This window comes from Oceanobacillus polygoni (assembly GCF_008304605.1).
GTDB classification, from domain to species: domain Bacteria; phylum Bacillota; class Bacilli; order Bacillales; family Amphibacillaceae; genus Oceanobacillus; species Oceanobacillus polygoni.
Window position 1 is genome coordinate 216,551 of sequence record NZ_PIJY01000026.1, and the last position, 17,811, is coordinate 234,361.

At 37.4% G+C, this 17,811-nt stretch carries 16 protein-coding genes; 1 reads left to right on the plus strand and 15 read right to left on the minus strand.

Annotated elements, in window-relative coordinates; translation table 11 throughout:
* Positions 1–31: 31 nt before the first annotated feature.
* Entirely contained in the window at positions 32–1,027 is a 996-nt protein-coding gene (locus F1560_RS12885; RefSeq protein ID WP_149475036.1) for a VOC family protein, read from the minus strand.
* Positions 1,028–1,569: 542 nt separating this feature from the next.
* On the opposite strand from F1560_RS12885, the gene ric reads away from it, so the two are divergent.
* Positions 1,570–2,265: an iron-sulfur cluster repair di-iron protein gene (gene ric / locus F1560_RS12890; protein WP_149475037.1), complete on the plus strand. Its 696-nt coding sequence runs from the start codon at positions 1,570–1,572 to the stop codon at positions 2,263–2,265.
* A gap of 100 nt (positions 2,266–2,365) precedes the next feature.
* Here ric and F1560_RS12895 read toward each other — a convergent pair whose 3' ends face one another.
* The 14 genes from F1560_RS12895 to F1560_RS12960 form a co-directional block, all read right to left on the minus strand.
* Positions 2,366–4,297: a fructose-1,6-bisphosphatase gene (locus F1560_RS12895; RefSeq protein ID WP_149475038.1), complete on the minus strand. Its 1,932-nt coding sequence runs from the start codon at positions 4,295–4,297 to the stop codon at positions 2,366–2,368.
* A 114-nt stretch (positions 4,298–4,411) separates the two neighbouring features.
* Complete coding sequence (gene lpdA, locus F1560_RS12900) at positions 4,412–5,791, minus strand: dihydrolipoyl dehydrogenase (RefSeq protein ID WP_149475039.1); 1,380 nt, start codon at positions 5,789–5,791, stop codon at positions 4,412–4,414.
* Between the two features lie 13 nt (positions 5,792–5,804).
* Positions 5,805–7,127 (minus strand): dihydrolipoamide acetyltransferase family protein, encoded by a 1,323-nt coding sequence (locus F1560_RS12905; RefSeq protein WP_149475040.1) that lies wholly within the window; start codon positions 7,125–7,127, stop codon positions 5,805–5,807.
* Positions 7,128–7,139: 12 nt separating this feature from the next.
* Positions 7,140–8,135, minus strand: a complete 996-nt coding sequence (locus F1560_RS12910; RefSeq protein ID WP_149475041.1) for an alpha-ketoacid dehydrogenase subunit beta — start codon at positions 8,133–8,135, stop codon at positions 7,140–7,142.
* A 12-nt stretch (positions 8,136–8,147) separates the two neighbouring features.
* On the minus strand, positions 8,148–9,140 hold the full coding sequence (locus F1560_RS12915) for a thiamine pyrophosphate-dependent dehydrogenase E1 component subunit alpha (RefSeq protein ID WP_149475042.1): 993 nt from the start codon (positions 9,138–9,140) through the stop codon (positions 8,148–8,150).
* A gap of 300 nt (positions 9,141–9,440) precedes the next feature.
* Positions 9,441–10,385: a sugar-binding transcriptional regulator gene (locus F1560_RS12920; RefSeq protein ID WP_149475043.1), complete on the minus strand. Its 945-nt coding sequence runs from the start codon at positions 10,383–10,385 to the stop codon at positions 9,441–9,443.
* 201 nt (positions 10,386–10,586) lie between these two features.
* Positions 10,587–11,522, minus strand: coding sequence for a sugar-binding transcriptional regulator (locus tag F1560_RS12925; protein WP_149475044.1), 936 nt, complete (start codon positions 11,520–11,522; stop codon positions 10,587–10,589).
* 216 nt (positions 11,523–11,738) lie between these two features.
* Positions 11,739–12,122 carry a transcriptional regulator GutM gene (locus F1560_RS12930; RefSeq protein ID WP_149475045.1) on the minus strand — a complete coding sequence of 128 codons (384 nt, stop codon included), beginning with the start codon at positions 12,120–12,122 and terminating at the stop codon, positions 11,739–11,741.
* A 101-nt stretch (positions 12,123–12,223) separates the two neighbouring features.
* Positions 12,224–13,231, minus strand: a complete 1,008-nt coding sequence (locus tag F1560_RS12935; RefSeq protein ID WP_149475046.1) for a 2-hydroxyacid dehydrogenase — start codon at positions 13,229–13,231, stop codon at positions 12,224–12,226.
* Between the two features lie 23 nt (positions 13,232–13,254).
* Complete coding sequence (locus tag F1560_RS12940; RefSeq protein WP_149475047.1) at positions 13,255–14,313, minus strand: zinc-binding dehydrogenase; 1,059 nt, start codon at positions 14,311–14,313, stop codon at positions 13,255–13,257.
* 25 nt (positions 14,314–14,338) lie between these two features.
* On the minus strand, positions 14,339–15,382 hold the full coding sequence (gene srlE / locus F1560_RS12945) for a PTS glucitol/sorbitol transporter subunit IIB (RefSeq protein ID WP_149475048.1): 1,044 nt from the start codon (positions 15,380–15,382) through the stop codon (positions 14,339–14,341).
* A 26-nt stretch (positions 15,383–15,408) separates the two neighbouring features.
* Positions 15,409–15,951, minus strand: coding sequence for a PTS glucitol/sorbitol transporter subunit IIC (srlA, locus tag F1560_RS12950; protein WP_149475049.1), 543 nt, complete (start codon positions 15,949–15,951; stop codon positions 15,409–15,411).
* 65 nt (positions 15,952–16,016) lie between these two features.
* Positions 16,017–16,373 carry a PTS glucitol/sorbitol transporter subunit IIA gene (locus F1560_RS12955; protein WP_149475050.1) on the minus strand — a complete coding sequence of 119 codons (357 nt, stop codon included), beginning with the start codon at positions 16,371–16,373 and terminating at the stop codon, positions 16,017–16,019.
* 78 nt (positions 16,374–16,451) lie between these two features.
* On the minus strand, positions 16,452–17,717 hold the full coding sequence (locus tag F1560_RS12960) for an NAD(P)H-dependent oxidoreductase (RefSeq protein WP_149475051.1): 1,266 nt from the start codon (positions 17,715–17,717) through the stop codon (positions 16,452–16,454).
* Positions 17,718–17,811: the final 94 nt, after the last annotated feature.

The window sequence follows — 17,811 nt, forward strand, 5'->3', positions numbered from 1 at the left end:
AGGTCCACCTTTCTATAAAATATTTACAATGCTATTTGATTTCAGTTCCATAGGTCAAGTAGCTTTCAGGTGGTGTACTTCCCCACATATCAAGTCCAAATTGTCCAGTTCCCGATTTCCACTCAATCGCTTTCCAATCAGGTGCAAAAATAAGCATTCCACCAGTCCAAAGTTCAATTCTATTCCCAGAAGGCTCAAATGCATAAAGAAATTGTGCACCACTTGTACCGTGTTTTCCTGGTCCCCATTCTATTTTAATATCATTTTCAGCCATAATGTTTAGCGCTCGGAATAATTCATCTGGTGTATCCAGGTAATAAGCCACATGGTGTAAATGAGAGCCTGTCTGATTACTGTTACGCATAAAGGCAATCTCATGAGCTATATTCGTTTTGCTTAACCATGAGCCAAGACGAATATCCTCATCATTTTGGATATAATAACGGTGATGAATTCCAAGAAAATCCGTCCACCATTCCTGCTCTTTTGCTACATCATTAACCATTACATTAACATGATCAAAGCGACGTGGGGCTGCACCTTTTCCACTATACTTCATCGGATGACTTGGCAGTTTAGATGCTGTAAACTCATTAGAATAAGATTCCATTTCCCAATATAGCTCTATAGGAACCCCGGATGGACTGTAAAATTTAATTGCATCTCCCTGACCTAATTCCCCTCCTCCTTCAATCCACTGATAATCGTGTCCTAAATCGATAAGTGTTTTTTCAAACGCGTAGAGAGACTTTTCTGAGTTTACCCTCCATCCGAAATGATCAAGCCCTGAATTTTCAGATTCATTTAGTACTAATGTATGATGATCCCAGTCTTGCCAAGCTCTTAAATATACCTTTCCATTTTCTTCAGCAGTCACATGCAGTCCCAATACCTCTGTAAAAAACCATCGTGACTTTTCCAAATTAGTTACATCAATAGAAGCATGCCCGATGTGTGCAACTCCCGATAATTTAAGATCTAATTCCGTTAGCTCAACCTCTTTAAACCTTTTGTTAAGTATTGCCATTTTTTCATTCCCCCTAAAATTTGCAGATTATTTTCATGAAATATTCCAATAATAGAAATCGCTTACATTTTAAAGTTGTAAAATCCCATTATTGAAATTACTTATTAAAAAAAATGTTTCTGTTTCCATATTTTTAGATGCCATGTTCACAACATTTTTTCATTGTATTTATAACTTAAAATAAATTTTCCTGTTCCTCCTTTTGTAACAGTGATTTTTATGTTTATTTGCACTATCAGTTTAGCTTGTTTTTATTATAGAGACTATTTTATTAATCAAAAAGAGGTAAGTTCTTCTATGCGGAACAATAGATAAAGAAATTCAAAAAATATATATAAACTAAATATTTAAATTTATCAACAAGAGGAACGTGCATACTTTAACTTATATAAATTGAACTACATAAACATCCATGTTCGTAGGAATAAGCCATAGACCATTTCAATTTCTCAAATAAGCGCCCTTCCATGTGATTTCCATCACAGAAAAAACGAACAACCTCCTTTATCATGAAGATAGATTGATAAATAGGAGGTCATGTCATGAATACATTTACGATTGAACATACACCAGCAGAAATTGTGAAGGTTTTTCCAAAGGCAAGTGATTTATTTAAAAAGCGCCGTATCGACTTTTGCTGTGGTGGGGATCGCCCACTAGGTACAGTATTTACTGAAAAAGATATGGATGAAGTTGCTATTCTATCAGAATTGAATACAGCATATGAAAGCTGGAGCAAGGAAGATCATGAAGTTATCGATTGGGACCGGGTGCCACTTTCCGAATTAGTGGATCATATCGTCCACAAACACCATACCTATTTAAATGAAGAACTTTCTCCATTAGGGCAGTTTGTAACGAAGATTTTCCGAGTACATGGTGCAGATCATCCGCATCTTCAAGAACTGCACAAATTATATAATGATTTTAAAGTGGACATGGAAGCACATATGGTCAAAGAAGAAAATGAAGTATTTCCATTGATAAAGGAATATGAAAAAAATCCAAATCAAGATCTTGCAGCGCGTATTCATGTAGCAAATGGTAGTTTAGAGGATGAACACGAATCACAGGGGAACATTTTAAAAAGAATGCGAGAAATTACAAATGATTTCATCCCGCCAGCTGGAGCATGTAACTCCTATCAAATAACGTATGCACGATTAGCTGAGTTGGAATCCGATACATTCCAACACGTTCACTTAGAAAATAATGTGTTGTTTAAACGGATTAACTAATACAATTTGAGATCGGAAGGGTGTGACTTCCGATCTCTCTTTTTTAAGTACTACATGTGAGTTATCTTTACGCACTTGCATATAATTGTAAGATTTACCTTCACTTCATATACCTATATTTCAACAAACTATTCAACATATTAATTTCCTGTATCAGCTTCTCTCCAACATTGGTTTCGGAAACTTTTTTTCTCTCCAGCTCTTTATCTACTAATCTTCTTACAGATAGCACATCATTACCATTTCGCAAAACATCTTCCTTCGAGCTAAAATGCTGATGGGCAACCAATTGCATACCGAATGAATTATATAATAACGTATAGCCTGCAATCCCTGTTGTTGACTGATACGCCTTCGAAAAGCCACCGTCAATGACAATCATTTTGCCATTTGCTTTGATTGGGTTTTCGCCGTCAATCTCTTTGACTGGTGTATGACCATTGATGATATGGCCCTGATCTGGATCAAGATCAAATTCTTCTAAAATATTCCGGCAGGTTTCTTCTTTTTCTCGTAAATAATAATATGGATTCTTTCTCTCTTTATGTGTCGCCTTATCGCTAATAAAATACCTTTCAAAGGTGGTCATCTCCCTTTTCCCAAAAAGGGAGGAATACTCTCCAGTCCATAAATACCAAACCATATCTGTTGCAAGGTCGTCTGTTTCTTCACGATTTGCAAAAGCATGTCGTAAATATTGCTCGAAAATATCAAGCAGCTCACGACCTGCATATGCTTTATTTTCAATAACCAACTTTTCCATATTTCCATTTCCATCTATTGGAATGCAGCCATGTATTAATAAATTCCCATTGTATTTTAAATAAAGTGTTCCTTTTTTTAATAAAAATTTCATATGTCTTGCTAGCTTTTCTGAATGCTGGACAGAAAATAATAGCTTATCCATTACTTGCTTTTCTTCCTCCAACAATTCATCTGGCTGGTCTGGATTAACAGTTGTAAAACAGGTGTTTTCCAGTGGATATGTTTTTCCATTGATTGTAATTTCATTCTTTTCATAATCGACCTTCTCGAGTAAAAGCCGCTTCGACATATTAAAGTATGGACGTCGCTTTATAATTGGCATTTCAAGCTTGAACTGAATCATAGCAATTGCTTGATGTATTTTGGTGATTTGTAATTGCTCTTCTTCGGATTGCTGTTTATTGGAATGCCTTTTTGGTCTAAATGCAGGATTGTCCTCATAATACTTCTCCGCAAGATTCAAAAGCGGTCTAAGATTAATGCCATACACATCTTCAATAATATCTAAATTGTCATAGCGTGCACAGATTCGGATAATATTTGCTAGACAAACCTTGGATCCCGAAAAAGCACCAATCCACAATATATCATGATTGCCCCACTGAATATCCAGAGAATGATAATTGATAAGCGCTTCCATAATTTTATCTGGTTCAGGCCCCCGATCATAAATATCTCCCACTACATGAAGGTGGTCAACAACTAATTGTTGAGTCGTATAGGCGAGACCGATAATGAGTTTATCCGCCTGACCAAGTGAAATTACTTTTTGGACAATCTTGGAGTAGTAATGTTTTTTATTTGTATATTCATCTGTTTTGTAGAGCAGCTCTTCTATAACATATATAAATTGCTTCGGTAATGCTTTCCGTAACTTGGTACGTGTATATTTGGATGATGCATAAGGGATGAGCCGAATCATCTGGTCAATTGTTTTTACATACCATTCATTTAATTCCTGATTATTGTCAAATTGATTCCGAATTAATTGCAGCTTTTCTTCCGGATAATAGATTAATGTCGCGAATTCATTAATTTCTTCCTCCGTTAGTTCATCCTTAAAAATGTCCCTGATTTTTTCTTTCACTTTTCCCGAACCATTTCTTAACACATGCTGAAAGGCTTGGTATTCCCCGTGTAAGTCACTTACAAAATGCTCTGTTCCCTTTGGTAAATCAAGGATGGCCTCCAGATTAATAATCTCCGTAACTACTTTTTCTTCACTATCATATTTCTGTGCCAATAAGTCTAAGAATTTCTCCTTCAACACATCCATCCCCTTTTGACGTCCATTTTATGTAGATAGATCCCTATTGAACTACTATACCAAAAAGACTAGCAGAAATGAATTGCTAGTCTTTGAATTATCAGTTTTTATTCATTAATTATAATGGATGCCATTCTCCATCCACGCTGCCGCATTTTCAAACAATGCTTCTGAAACGGTCGGATGTGGGAAAACCATACTTTCAATTTCCTCTACCGTTCCTTCTAGATGCATGAATGCAGTACCGGTACTAATCATTTCTGTTACATGAGCACCCACCATTACAACACCAAGAATTTCACCGTATTTTTCATCAGCAATTATTTTTACGAAACCGCTGTTTTCGTTAGCAGTAATAGCTTTCCCGTTTGCAGCAAGATCGACCTTTTTCACTTTGACAGTGTAGCCCGCTTTCTTCGCTTCTGCTTCCGTTAAGCCAACACTCGCAATTTCTGGGAATGAATAGACACAACGCGGGATAAGTGATTCTCCGTGAACTTCCTGTCCTACGATTTGTTTAACTGCCCTAATTCCCTCTTCACTTGCAGCATGGGCTAACTGGTGCCCTCCAACTAAATCACCAATCGCATAGATTCCTGATATCGATGTTTCCATGGATTGATTTACTTTTACAAATTTCCCATCAAACGTAACCGGGAGTTCTTCGATTCCTGTTACGTTTGGTGTTCTCCCAACGGCAACTAAAACGCTATCTGTTTCGATTGTTTGTTGCTCCTGATTTTTTTCCATCTCTACAATTGTTTTTCCATTATCCAGCTTGAAACCCGTAATCTTTGTTCCTGTATGAATGGAAATGCCGCTTTTTTTCAATTGCTTTGCAAGAAATTTTGTTGCATCTTCGTCTTCGTTCGGGATAATCCGATCAGCCATTTCTACAACTTCTACATCCGAACCTAATCGATTAAAAATACATCCAATTTCTAATCCAATTACTCCTCCACCGACAATGACCAGCTTAGATGGGACCTCTTCTATATCAAATATCGTATCACTTGTATGATAGGAAACGTTATCTAAACCAGGTAACGGAGGTACAAATGGCTTGGATCCAGTTGCAAGTATAATATTTTCTGCTTGAATGGTCGTATTTTCTTTAGCTAAAGAAATAGTTATTGTTTTGTTTTCTGATACGACACCATAGCCTTCGAAAACTTTAATTTTGTTTTGTTTCAGCAATCCTTTGATTCCATTTTTCAACGTGTTTACAACCGTATTTTTTCTTTCTACCATTGCTTCAATCGAATAGGAAACATCATTTACGGTGATGCCAAACGCCTGTGCATTCTTAATTTGCTCAAGTACTTCTGCGTGTTTTAATAGAGTTTTTGAAGGGATACAGCCTCTATTAAGGCACGTCCCACCTAAATCTCTACCTTCAACTAGTGCGACAGCTAGCCCTTCCTTTGCTGCACGAATGGCTGCCACATATCCGCCAGGTCCACCACCAACGATTGCTACATCAAACTTTTGCATTGCTAACCGCCTCCTACACCAATAATGTCCATGGATTTTCTAAACGTTCTTTTAGTTCTGTTAAGAAGGCTGCAGCTGGTGCACCGTCAATTGCTCGGTGATCAAAAGACAGACTCAATACCATCATTGGTCGCACTTCAACAACATGCTCAATCACAACGGCTTTCTCTACGATTCTACCAACACCTAGAATTGCTGTTTCTGGTGCATTAATAATTGGGGTAAAGCCATCTATTGCATACATTCCTAAGTTACTTATGGTAAACGTACTTCCTCGCATTTCATCTGGTGTTAGCTTGTTATTTCTTGCTTTCGCACCAAGCTCTTTACTAACCGTTGTTAGTTCTGCCAGGCCTGCTTTGTCAACGTTTGGTACAGAAGGAACAATTAATCCATCTTCTACAGCAACTGCTAATCCAAGGTTAATTGCTTGATTCATAACAATTTCATTATCAATAAGGGATGCATTCACTCTTGGATGATTTTTCAGTACACATGCAGTAGCTTTCATAATAATTTCTGTATAGGATACACGATATCCAGTTTGCGCTTCGATTGTTGGTAGTAATGCCTTGCGTACCTCGATGGCTTTTGACATATCGACATCTGTTGTTAACGTTACATGCGGAATAGAGCTTGCACTTTGTAACATCTTATCTGCAACAGCTTTACGAAGACCTTTTAGTTTGATTCGTTCTAATTCTACTGTTTCCTGAACTGATGAGGTTTGTTGACCTAACACGTCCTGTTTAACGACTTTTCCTCGAGCTCCGGTTCCCTGAATAGAACCAGTATCGATACCTTGGTCTGCTGCGATTTTTCCCGCTAAAGGCGTTACGAGTTTACTAGATTTCGTGTTTAGCTCATCTACAACATCCTGTTTATGAATACGACCATTTTCCCCTGTTCCTTGAACGGTTGCTATGGATAGATTATTCTCTCGAGCTACTCTTCTTGCTGCAGGAGTTGCTCGTACGTTACCATTAAACTCTTCACTAGTTGTAACTTCCTCTTGTGAAACTACTTCTTCTGCTACTACTTCTTCCTCAGACTGCTCAACATTACCTGCTGCCGGCGGAGTATCTGGTGCTTTGTCATTTGATTCACCGATAAATGCGACAATCTCATTTACCGGAATTTCATCTTCCACATCATAATATTTTTTCAGCAAAATCCCTTCATCATAGGACTCTACTTCTATATTGATTTTATCTGTCATGATTTCGAATAAAGGTTCCCCTACTTCAACGGACTCTCCTTCTTCTTTAAACCATTCAAGTAAGGTACCAACTTCCATCGTACTACTTAACTTTGGCATAAACACTTCTTTTAACATGTCTGTTCCCCCTTACTTGGCTACAGCTTTTTTCGTTAACGTTTCTTTTACAGCATTTACAATATCTGGAACCTGCGGAATGGCTGCTTTTTCTAATTCAGGGTTATATGGAATTGGTGTTTCTACTCCGCCTAATCGCTTGATCGGTGCATCCAAATAGTCAAATGCTTCACTTTCAGCAATCATACTGGCAATTTCTCCACCAAATCCACCACGTTTTACCGCTTCATGCACGACAACGAGATGACCAGTTTTGGCAACCGATTCGATAATAGTTTCTGTATCTAATGGAACGAGCGTACGCGGGTCAACAACCTCAACACTAATTCCTTCTTTTTCTAGCTCTGCTGCCGCTTCTAGCGCTTTATGAACCATAATAGCAGTAGCGACAATCGTAATGTCTGTTCCTTCGCGTTTCACATCTGCCTTACCTAATGGAATGCTATATTCTTCTTCCGGCACTTCCGAACTTGTTTTATATAATAATTTATGTTCATAAAAAATAACTGGGTTATCATCATCCATTGCAGCTTTCAGCAGCCCTTTCGCATCGTATGCAGTAGACGGCTGTACTACTTTTAACCCTGGGATATGTGTAACCCATGCCTCCAAACTTTGTGAGTGCTGTGCTGCTGCTCCTGTTCCAGAGCCACTTGGTGTTCGAACAACCATTGGCACTTTCCCTTTTCCACCATACATATAACGTAATTTTGCAGCTTGGTTCACAATCTGATCTAGTGCAATTGTGATAAAATCGGAGAACTGCAATTCCATAATCGGGCGCATTCCTGTTAATGCAGAACCGACTGCTGCACCTGCAATTCCTGCTTCACTAATCGGTGTGTTACGGATACGCTCAGGACCAAATTCCTCAATCATCCCGCGTGACACACCAAATGCACCACCATATACACCAATATCCTCACCCATTAAAAATACGTCATTATTTTTTCGCATTTCGATACTCATTGCTTCTCTGACAGCTTCTAAATAAGTTATCTCTCTCATTAAAATCCCCTCCTATGCATATACATCCGTTAATAATTCATCCAGTGACGGCATTGGACTATTCTGCGCAAATTCAACCGCTTCATCCATCTCTTGCTTAGCTGCTTGCTTAATCGTTTCTAACTCATCTTCCGTTGCAATTCCTGCTTCCAATAAGTCTTCCTTGAATCGTTTGATTGGATCTCGATTATCTCTCCAATCTTTTTCTTCTTCACGTGTACGGTATTTCTTCGCGTCACTTTTCGAATGACCCTTCCAGCGATATGTTTTTGCTTCAATTAATGTTGGTCCTTCACCACGACGGGCACGCTCTGTCGCTTCATACGTAGCATTGATGACTTCGATGATATCGTTTCCATCAACGACCACGCCAGGAATACCATATGCAGCAGAACGATCTGCAATATGTTCCACATTCGTCATTTCACTTACATTACCCGACATGCCATACTGATTATTTTCGCAGAAAAACACGACCGGCAGATCCCAAATCGAAGCCATATTGACCGCTTCATGAAAACTACCTTCATTCGATGCACCATCACCGAAGAAACAAACCGTTACATAGTCAAGCTTCTTCATATGTGCTGTAAGTGCCGAGCCAACAGCAAGTGGTATTCCGCCACCGACAATCCCCATTGCTCCAAGGTTACCTTTATCCAAGTCCGCAATGTGCATGGAACCGCCTTTCCCTTTACAATATCCTGTCGTTCTTCCAAATAATTCTGCCATCATCTTATCGACACGACCGCCTTTTGCGATACTATGACCATGTCCTCTGTGTGTACTTGTAATTTTATCCTCATCAGAAAGCAATGCACATGCACCTGCCGCAGTTGCTTCTTGCCCAACCGCCAAGTGAGTTGTTCCATGGATCAATCCTTTTGCGAAGAATTGATCAACTTGTTCATCAAAGTAGCGGATTAACCACATTTGTTGGTAAAGCCCTTTCAATTTTTCATCTGATAATTCTGGAACGAGTTTTAATGTTTTGGTTTGTTCCATTTTGTTCACTCTCCTTTAAATTGTTTTCTGTTATATAAAATTTGTAATTATAAATGCTTTGCAATCGCTATCATAAAATGTAGAACTATTGAACAAATCATGTTTATATATCACCTATTACATTTGTTCTTACTAGTTACATTTGTAATAAGTGTACCCCTTTTTAAGGATTTCGTCAAGGTATTATTAGAAAACTTTGTCTTTCACAAGCCGTTTTGACAGGTAAACTATAGACTTGCAGATAAAGTTCCTCTCATAAAAGAAAAAACCTCGCTTTTCATAAAAAGCGAGGTTACTTCGTTATTCATTAATTAATACTTGTGCGGTGTGTTCATCTATTATTAAAACATTTAAATGCCCACCTTTAAGCGCTGCATCAATACTTTCCAGTTTGTGTACTCCTTCGACAATTCCAATGACATGAGGGATATTTTTAATTTCTTCTATATTAAGTCCAATGAAATGATCATTCAGTGGGTGATCTATCTCTTCTCCTTTTGCATCAAAAAAGGATGAACCAATATTTCCTACAGCTCCAGCTTCGCGTAAAGATTTTAAGTCGCTTTCTTCTAAATAACCCATTTTTTCTAGTGTTGATTCTTTAAATGGGTTGCCAATCCCCACTAAGGCCATGTCCACATTTCTCCCTTTTTCCAACACATGTGCTATTTCCTTTATCTGAATAAGGTTATTTTTTAATTCATTCGTCTCTACCATTGCTGGAGCATATAAATACGAGCAGGATGCGTTCATTTTTTGTGCTAGTTGAGAGGCAAGTTGGTTGGAGTGTAAATGTACATAATCATTCCCCATCCCACCGATAATCGGAATGATATTAAGATCATTTCTTCGCTCATATGGATATTCTTCAACTAATGATAAAAGTGAACTTCCCCAAGAAATACCAAGATTTTCAACTCCATCTAGATGTTTAGATAGGTAAGAAGATGCTGTTTTACCAAGCTGTTGCTTTAACTTCTCCCGAGTAAAATTAGAAGTAGATACAACCACTACCTCTTCTAAACCATATTTCTTCTCCAATTGATCTTCTAATTCTACCGTGAGAACCGTTTCATCCTTTATATATATTTCAACGATTCCCTCTTTTTTTGCGTTATTTAAGAGCTTAGAAATAACTGGACGAGAAACATTTTGTCTCTTTGCTATTTGTGCTTGTGTCCATCCTTCAAAGTAATATAATCTTGCTAGTTTTACCATTAATCGTCGTTCTTCCCAATCTAACATTAGACCATTTCCTTTTCGTAAATTAGATAACAATTACATCTTCGGTTATTTTTCTTGAAAAATATAACAAACTTATCATTCTAGTCAAACGTCATTTATTTACAATTGTTCCTAACCAAAACAATTGTATGAGAGAAATCGATTTTTGTCAAGATTACTTCTAAATAGAAAAAAGGTCAGCATCCTAATGATACTAACCCGTTACAATAATAATCTAGCAGTTTTTTCATCGGTAATTAATACATCAATTAAATCTTCTTTTAATGCTGCTTTAATAGCATTCACTTTTTCATCTCCAGCAGCTACTCCAACAACTAGAGGGATTTGCTTTAACTTATTCAGTTCAAGTGTAATCGTTTTTTCATTCCAGGAGTTGTTTACTACTTCTCCATTTTCATTTATAAAGTTATAGCAAATATCACCAGCAATTTCATCAAAATTTAAATCATCTGTTATGCCAGAATTAATATACGATCGAACCATAGTCGAATGCTCTGGTGTTCCACCTATTCCTACGATCGCAATATCTGCCTTGCTCCCCAATTCCAATGTATTCTTTATAGACGGTTGTTTCAGTATTATTTCCCTTGTCTCTTTAGAATCAACGACAACTGGAGCATGTAAAAGGTGGTAAGTTGCTTTTAATGCCTCCGCAAGCTTTGCAACAATATGGTTTGCATGTATATCTACACGTTCGTCTCCCATTCCCCCAACTATAGGAACAAAGCATACATTTGAGAAATGCTGATTAGTTGACATTGCAGTTGCAACCTCATATAAAGTTGTTCCTGAAGACACCCCAACAACCTGATTATCCCTGATCATTCTATGCAAGTATTTACTTGCCGCCGTTCCCAACTGAATTTTAGAATTACTTTGTTCCGTATCAGGCACACAAATTGCCTCACGTAATCCGTATTGATTTTCTAACTTCGTCTCTAAACTTGATACGGTACTATAATCTTCATCATGAATAATAATTTCAACGATACCTAATTCCTTTGATTTTGATAAATACTTTGATATTAATGACCGACTTACCCCAATTTTTTTGGCGATAGTTGATTGGGTTTCTCCTGCTTCATAATATAAATTTGCAATTTTAACCATTAATCTCCGATCGTCTAGATAGGACATTTTCTTACACCCTGTTCTCATTGAAAATTATTTAGGTTACTGTTTTAATTGAAAGCTAATTCGATAAAACAAATGCTGCTCCACATTCATTTATCTTAGAGCGATATCAAAATTCCTCAATATCACTTCTTTTCCAGTACCCAGTTTACATTGTTTTTACAAAAACTTCTAATTTTAACACTTACAACGAACCATTTCTAACTTTAATTGCTTCCTTTAACTTACCTTTGCTTCTCGTTTCATTTGCTCTTCTACTCGTTTAACAGCGTCTTGAACGACTAACTTATGCTTTTTCTTTTCCCAATCAATGACTTTTATATTTTCACCAACATACTCTTTATACTTTGCAAATCTTGAAAGAACTGTAAGTCCTGATAAAATATTACATTCCTGAATGGTTCCTTTTTTATCTGTAACGACAATAGCTACCTTTCCAACGCGGAACATTTTTTTCGTCATCCCTACACCAAGGTACCCTTCACTATACTGTTGGGTAATTTTCTTTACCTTTTTTTGATAATATTTCACATGTAAAATCCCCGTAAATGCCTGTACGACAAGAACAACGACTAATAACATTAGGAATGCTAAGGGATCCATCTTTTTTCCTCCTATTCTGATTGATGTTACTTATACAATAGACTGAGAATTAGGTTGATGAACAATGGATGAAGATTTTAACCGTTCATCCATTGTTCGGCTTAATGAACTGTCAGCTCTAAAGCTTCGATAATTCGTTCACTTAATATAATTGGTGAATTAGCAAAGTTACCAATTGTTGAGCCTGCAATATGTGGCGTAATTGTAATATTATCTAGGCTGTTGTATGGATGATCGCTTGGCAATGGTTCAACATTATAAACGTCTACTGCAGCACCAGCAATCTTTTTCTCACGCAATGCTTCTGCCAAATCCTGTTCGTTAACTAATCCAGAACGAGCCGTATTGATGAACACTGCATTATTTTTCATTATGTTAAAATGTTCTTTATTAATCATATTCTTTGTTTTTTCGGTTAAGCGATAGTGCATCGAAAGGATGTCCGCTTCCTTTACTAATTCTTCCAATGTTTCAACTTGAGTGTCTGATGTGTCACCTTGGTAATACTCATCAAAGAATAAAACTTTGCTGCCAAAAGGGCGAATTAATTCTGCAACTTGTTGACCTATAGCACCATATCCAATCAAACCTACTGTTGATTCCTTTAGTTCAGGAGCAAGCACACCATTTGGATAATGCTTTTCCCACACACCGTTCCTTAATTTAAAGTTAGCTCTAGCAATATTACGAATTTCACTTAGAATCATTCCAACAGCAAACTCGGATACACTTGTAATGCTACGTCCTGGTGTATTCAAAACCGTAATACCTTTTGATTCGGCGTATTCCCTATTCACATTCTCAATCCCTGCACGAAGTACGCCTAGCACCTTTAAATTTTTACTTTGGTCAATGACAGATTTTCCAATTGGTGCAAACTGAGTAATGATAATATCATAGTCTTCTAGTCCTTCTGTTAGTTCAGAGGAAAGCGCAACTGCTTCACTACCTTCATGCTCTAATTTAATATTATCCTTTTGTAAGGCTTCCAAATCCTTATGCATCCATTCTCTTACGGTAATATCAACACCTAACTCTTTTAAACTACTAAGCCCGTCTTCCATCATTTGTTTATCAATAAATAAATCAGCGATTGCTAAACACTTCATTTTTTTACCCTCCATTTAAAAGCTTATCCTTGAAGCAAAACAGAAATACGATAATTTCCACGAGTACTTGCTTTTTCATAGGCTTCTTGAATTCTCGTTAATGGAACCTCTTCTTCAATTAAAGGGCTAACATCGATTCGGCGCTCACTTAGCATTTTTGCTGCATTATTGAAATCTTCGAGGCTTGAGCCATACGTACCGATAAGCTCACATTGCTTGTAATGAATTTCATTGGAATCTACATTTAATTCTGGTGCTGGATAACCCGCTGCAAACAATAGAACCTTCCCTTCATCATCTTTGATCATATTCAAAGCTTGTTCATTTGCAGAAGAAGTACCGACTGCAACAATCACGATATCTGCACCGCTTCCATTTGTTCGTTTCTTTACTTCCTCCACTGGATCCGTTTCACCAGCATCAATTAATTCTAAGTCCATTTGTTTAATTTTCTCTACTTTTTTTGGATTACGTTCCGATACAATGACTCGTGCCCCCATTGCTTGAGCAGCAGCTGCATTAAGCAATCCCATTGTACCGCCACCAATAACTACTACAGTGTCAAATCCTGAGTTAATACGAAGTTTTCGTATTCCTTTTAATACAGATGATAGTGGTTCGACAAATCCTGCCTCAGAAGCAGATAAATCATTACTGACTTTCACAACACTTTTTGACTTTCGAATAAAATAATTCGCAAATCCAAAAACACCAAAGTATTGATCCGAATAGTTCTTCCCAAATTGTTTTATGTTTTTGCAAGAAGTAATGTCACCTTTTTTACACTTCTCACAATCACCACAGTAGTCATACAACACACTGACACGCTCTCCAACCTTTAAAGAGTTACTTACTTTTACTCCCTTAGCTACAATTATCCCCGAACATTCATGTCCACCTGCCATGGGGTATCCTTGATGTTCACGTTTTCCTTGCCATTGTTGATAATCGGTTGTACAGATATTACATGCTTCCTGCATAATCAGCACTTCATCATCTTTTAAATCAGGCAGCCTTTCTTCTCTTATTTCAGCTTTTCCTGATTCTAGAAGAACTCCAAATCGAAATGAATCTGGTAGCATCTTGATCCTCCTTTCATCATCTTTTCTATAACGTAAACGACATAAAGTAAGCAATAACAACCGCGAGTGGTCCGGTGATTACTCTAGAAAAAAGAATCGCTGGTGCTCCAACACTAATTGTTTCAGGCTTTGCTTCACCTAACGTTAAGCCAACCGGAATAAAGTCAGTTCCAACCTGAGCATTAATCGCGAATAATGCTGGAAGTGCAATGCTCATATCAATGTTACCGTTTGCAATTTCATTCCCAACTAATGTCCCGATAATCGCACCGATAACAGCCCCTGGTGCAAGTAGTGGTGACAGGAATGGGAGCGAGGTAATAACACCTAAAATAATTAGCCCACCAATATTATTTGAAAGTGGTACCAATACATTTGCTAATATTTCCCCAATACCTGTATAGTTGATAATCCCGATTAAAGTTGCAACGAACGCCATAAATGGGATTATATTTTTAATGATTGTGTCGATGGTATCACGACCTGCTTGGTACATGATATTCATAAAGGTTCCCGCACCCTTGGCTATCTTGTCGATGATTCCCATGACACCTTTCTTTTCCCCATAACCATTGTTTTCACTGTTATCTTCTACTGCTTCAGCTTTAGCTGCAACCGTTTCTTTGATTTTTTCATTATTTTTTACCACAGCTTCATCTGCTTCTGTTTTTTGTGCTGCTGCAACGGCAGCTTCACTATCAACGAGCTCAATATCACCTACTGTTACACCAGAGGCAAAAATATCCTCTGTCATAAATTTTGCAAGTGGTCCAGATGGACTCATCACTTTGACGTTAACCGTAGGTATTCTTAATCTTGGATACGTTCCACATCTTGCTGTTCCACCACAATCAATAACCGCAACCAATGTTTGCTCTTTTGCTACTGGATTTTTAAATGAATCAACTACTTCTGCACCTGAAAGTCTTGCAATCTCTCTTGCTACCGGATGAATCCCTCCCCCAGTAACACTGATGACATATTTTTTCTCTTCGGTTGGTGTTAATTCTAATGGTCCACCCCAGCCATTTTTTCCTTTAGACACTATTACCGTCTTATGGTTAGCCATAAGATTTCCCCCTCTACGCTTCTACTTTATTTCTCGTTAAGGATTCGTTCATAACCTTGTTTTTTAAACATATAGGCACTGATTCGTTCAGTTACAAGACCTCTCATTAAAATAACAAGTAAACCAGTTAATAAGAACATAAGACCTAATTGCGCTTGACTACCACCTGCCGTTGCATACCCTGTTGCGACTCCTAGCCAGATAAATAACTCGGCGGAGTTTGCATGTGGAAAAAGTCCGGTAATGGGATGCACAAATGACACCGCAGAATCATAAAATGCTGGTTTATATTTTTCTGGCATAAAGCGCCCAACTGTATAACACATCGGGTTTGTGAAGAAGAAAACAGCTATAAGTGGTACAACCGTATAACGTAACAAAGCATATTTCGTAATTTTTTGAAGGAATCGGTTTATTTTTTCTTCTCCAATCATCTTTGTTAACGCATTAACAGCTGTGATCAATGTGACTAATAACGGTATAATCCCTGTCATAAACCCCATAAATACTTCTGCACCCGCCTGAAACATTCCAATAAAGCCATCAGCAATAGCTATCATAAAATCCATATTAATTCCATCCTCTCGTATAACGTAATATATAGAGGGAAATGCCTTTTAAGGGCGTATCCACATTATTTCACTTCAATTGAATCACCAATATTTAACTCTGGAAAATCACTTGGTGTTACTAAAACTGCCCCTGGTAAGATTTCTTCCGTTTCATCGTCTTTAAAATAAATCGAAACGTGACCAAGGCTTTCAAAATTTGGATTTGCTTCCTCTCCGACTTTTTGTATCGTATATTCTTTATCTCCTATTACAAGTATTGTTCCTTGTTGCAGAGCATTTTTAGGTTGTTCTTCAAAACGGTGAATTACTGAAATATCCTTTAATTCAAGGGGAGCTGTTTCATTAAAAAGTACTAACAAGCTTTCCTCCTTAAAATCTGGTACAAGTGCTCCAATTTCTAGAACTTTAGTTTTCATCATAGATCTCTCCTCCTAGTGCTATCAATTTGTAACTTAATCATTTTCATAACATCGTGCGGCCAATAGTAGCGATTTCATCTAATCTTGTTTAACTCGAAACATATGATCCTGCAATGCTCTTAATTTCCATACTGTTGTTGAAGGGTCAAGTTCTACATCATCATGTGTTAAAAATTGACCTTCTTTGATATCCTTTTTAGCAACAACCTTTCCACTAATTAAACCAATAGGAATATGTCCATTCGTTTCCATATCTTGATGTGTTTCTAGAATACCTCTAATAGAGTAACCACCGATGCCATCTAGATTTTCACCAGCTTTAATATCTCTTTTAGCAACCGTTACTGTTTCAGAGATTGGTGCACCAAGTGGGTGTATTGAAGTATCATGCTGTAATACTGCTTTTGCAATTGTAACTGGTGTTTCTAAACTAGCTAAATGATACGGACGATACAATGTATAATGATTACCATGACTTTTATCTACTTTTAGTAAATAGCGTAGCTCTTCATCAACAGGCTCTAAATCACTTTTAACAATAACGAATACGCCTGGTGCTAAACCGTTAACATATTCTACTACACCTAAGCTATTTAAAACGCCGCCGTTTTCCTTTAAATCCAGTTTTTGTGCAACATCATCTAGATTAGCATCCACGCCATGCATCCCCACTTTATCTGGCACTAAACCGATTGCATTACTTAATAAGTTCATTTCAGCCATTGTTTTTGTTCCATCTTGGAATGCTGCTAACATATGCGGACTCATGTTCTTAGCTTTTGCTTCTGCTGCTGCAGTATCTGGGTTAGCTGTCGTTTTTAATGCGTTATTTTTCCCCTTACCAGCAACAACGACTTCCATTCCCATCGTCTTAGCAAATTCATATAACTCAACGATTGCAGCTGGCTCATCTCCAGCAGATCCTGAATAAACTAGTCCAGCATTTTTAAATAATGAATTCATATAGGAACCTATTGTTATATCAACCTCTACATTCAGTAATACAAGATGTTTTCTTGAGTTTAATGCTTCCAATGAAATGTTCGCTCCAACTTCAGGTACTCCAGTAGCATCTACAACTACTTCCACATTCGAGGACTGGATTACTTCTCGGTAGTCAGTAGATACCAATGTATTCACTTTTTTATTTTCTTGAGATTGATAATAATCAACTGCTTTTTGAGCTCTTTCAACGTTTACGTCTGAAACGCCACCAACAATCATTCCTGGAATACGAGATATTTGTGTGATAAGACCAAATCCCATTTGGCCAGCACCAATAACTCCTACTTTGATTGGATTATTTTCTCGTTCTCTTAATTGAAGTTCTTGATAAATTGACATTATACTTCCCCCTCTGAATCTTCTGAAATAAAAGTGTATACATAATTAACTTACCTTCGTTAATAAGTTTCTTCTTATTAACAGTTGTTACAGG

Coding starts and splice junctions, on each gene's coding strand:
- F1560_RS12885 (WP_149475036.1), bottom strand. CDS start 1,027: ATGGCAATACTTAACAAAAGGTTTAAAGAGGTTGAGCTAACGGAATTA.
- ric (WP_149475037.1), top strand. CDS start 1,570: ATGAATACATTTACGATTGAACATACACCAGCAGAAATTGTGAAGGTT.
- lpdA (WP_149475039.1), bottom strand. CDS start 5,791: ATGCAAAAGTTTGATGTAGCAATCGTTGGTGGTGGACCTGGCGGATAT.
- F1560_RS12905 (WP_149475040.1), bottom strand. CDS start 7,127: ATGTTAAAAGAAGTGTTTATGCCAAAGTTAAGTAGTACGATGGAAGTT.
- F1560_RS12910 (WP_149475041.1), bottom strand. CDS start 8,135: ATGAGAGAGATAACTTATTTAGAAGCTGTCAGAGAAGCAATGAGTATC.
- F1560_RS12915 (WP_149475042.1), bottom strand. CDS start 9,140: ATGGAACAAACCAAAACATTAAAACTCGTTCCAGAATTATCAGATGAA.
- F1560_RS12920 (WP_149475043.1), bottom strand. CDS start 10,385: ATGTTAGATTGGGAAGAACGACGATTAATGGTAAAACTAGCAAGATTA.
- F1560_RS12925 (WP_149475044.1), bottom strand. CDS start 11,522: ATGTCCTATCTAGACGATCGGAGATTAATGGTTAAAATTGCAAATTTA.
- F1560_RS12930 (WP_149475045.1), bottom strand. CDS start 12,122: ATGGATCCCTTAGCATTCCTAATGTTATTAGTCGTTGTTCTTGTCGTA.
- F1560_RS12935 (WP_149475046.1), bottom strand. CDS start 13,231: ATGAAGTGTTTAGCAATCGCTGATTTATTTATTGATAAACAAATGATG.
- F1560_RS12940 (WP_149475047.1), bottom strand. CDS start 14,313: ATGCTACCAGATTCATTTCGATTTGGAGTTCTTCTAGAATCAGGAAAA.
- srlE (WP_149475048.1), bottom strand. CDS start 15,382: ATGGCTAACCATAAGACGGTAATAGTGTCTAAAGGAAAAAATGGCTGG.
- srlA (WP_149475049.1), bottom strand. CDS start 15,951: ATGGATTTTATGATAGCTATTGCTGATGGCTTTATTGGAATGTTTCAG.
- F1560_RS12955 (WP_149475050.1), bottom strand. CDS start 16,373: ATGATGAAAACTAAAGTTCTAGAAATTGGAGCACTTGTACCAGATTTT.
- F1560_RS12960 (WP_149475051.1), bottom strand. CDS start 17,717: ATGTCAATTTATCAAGAACTTCAATTAAGAGAACGAGAAAATAATCCA.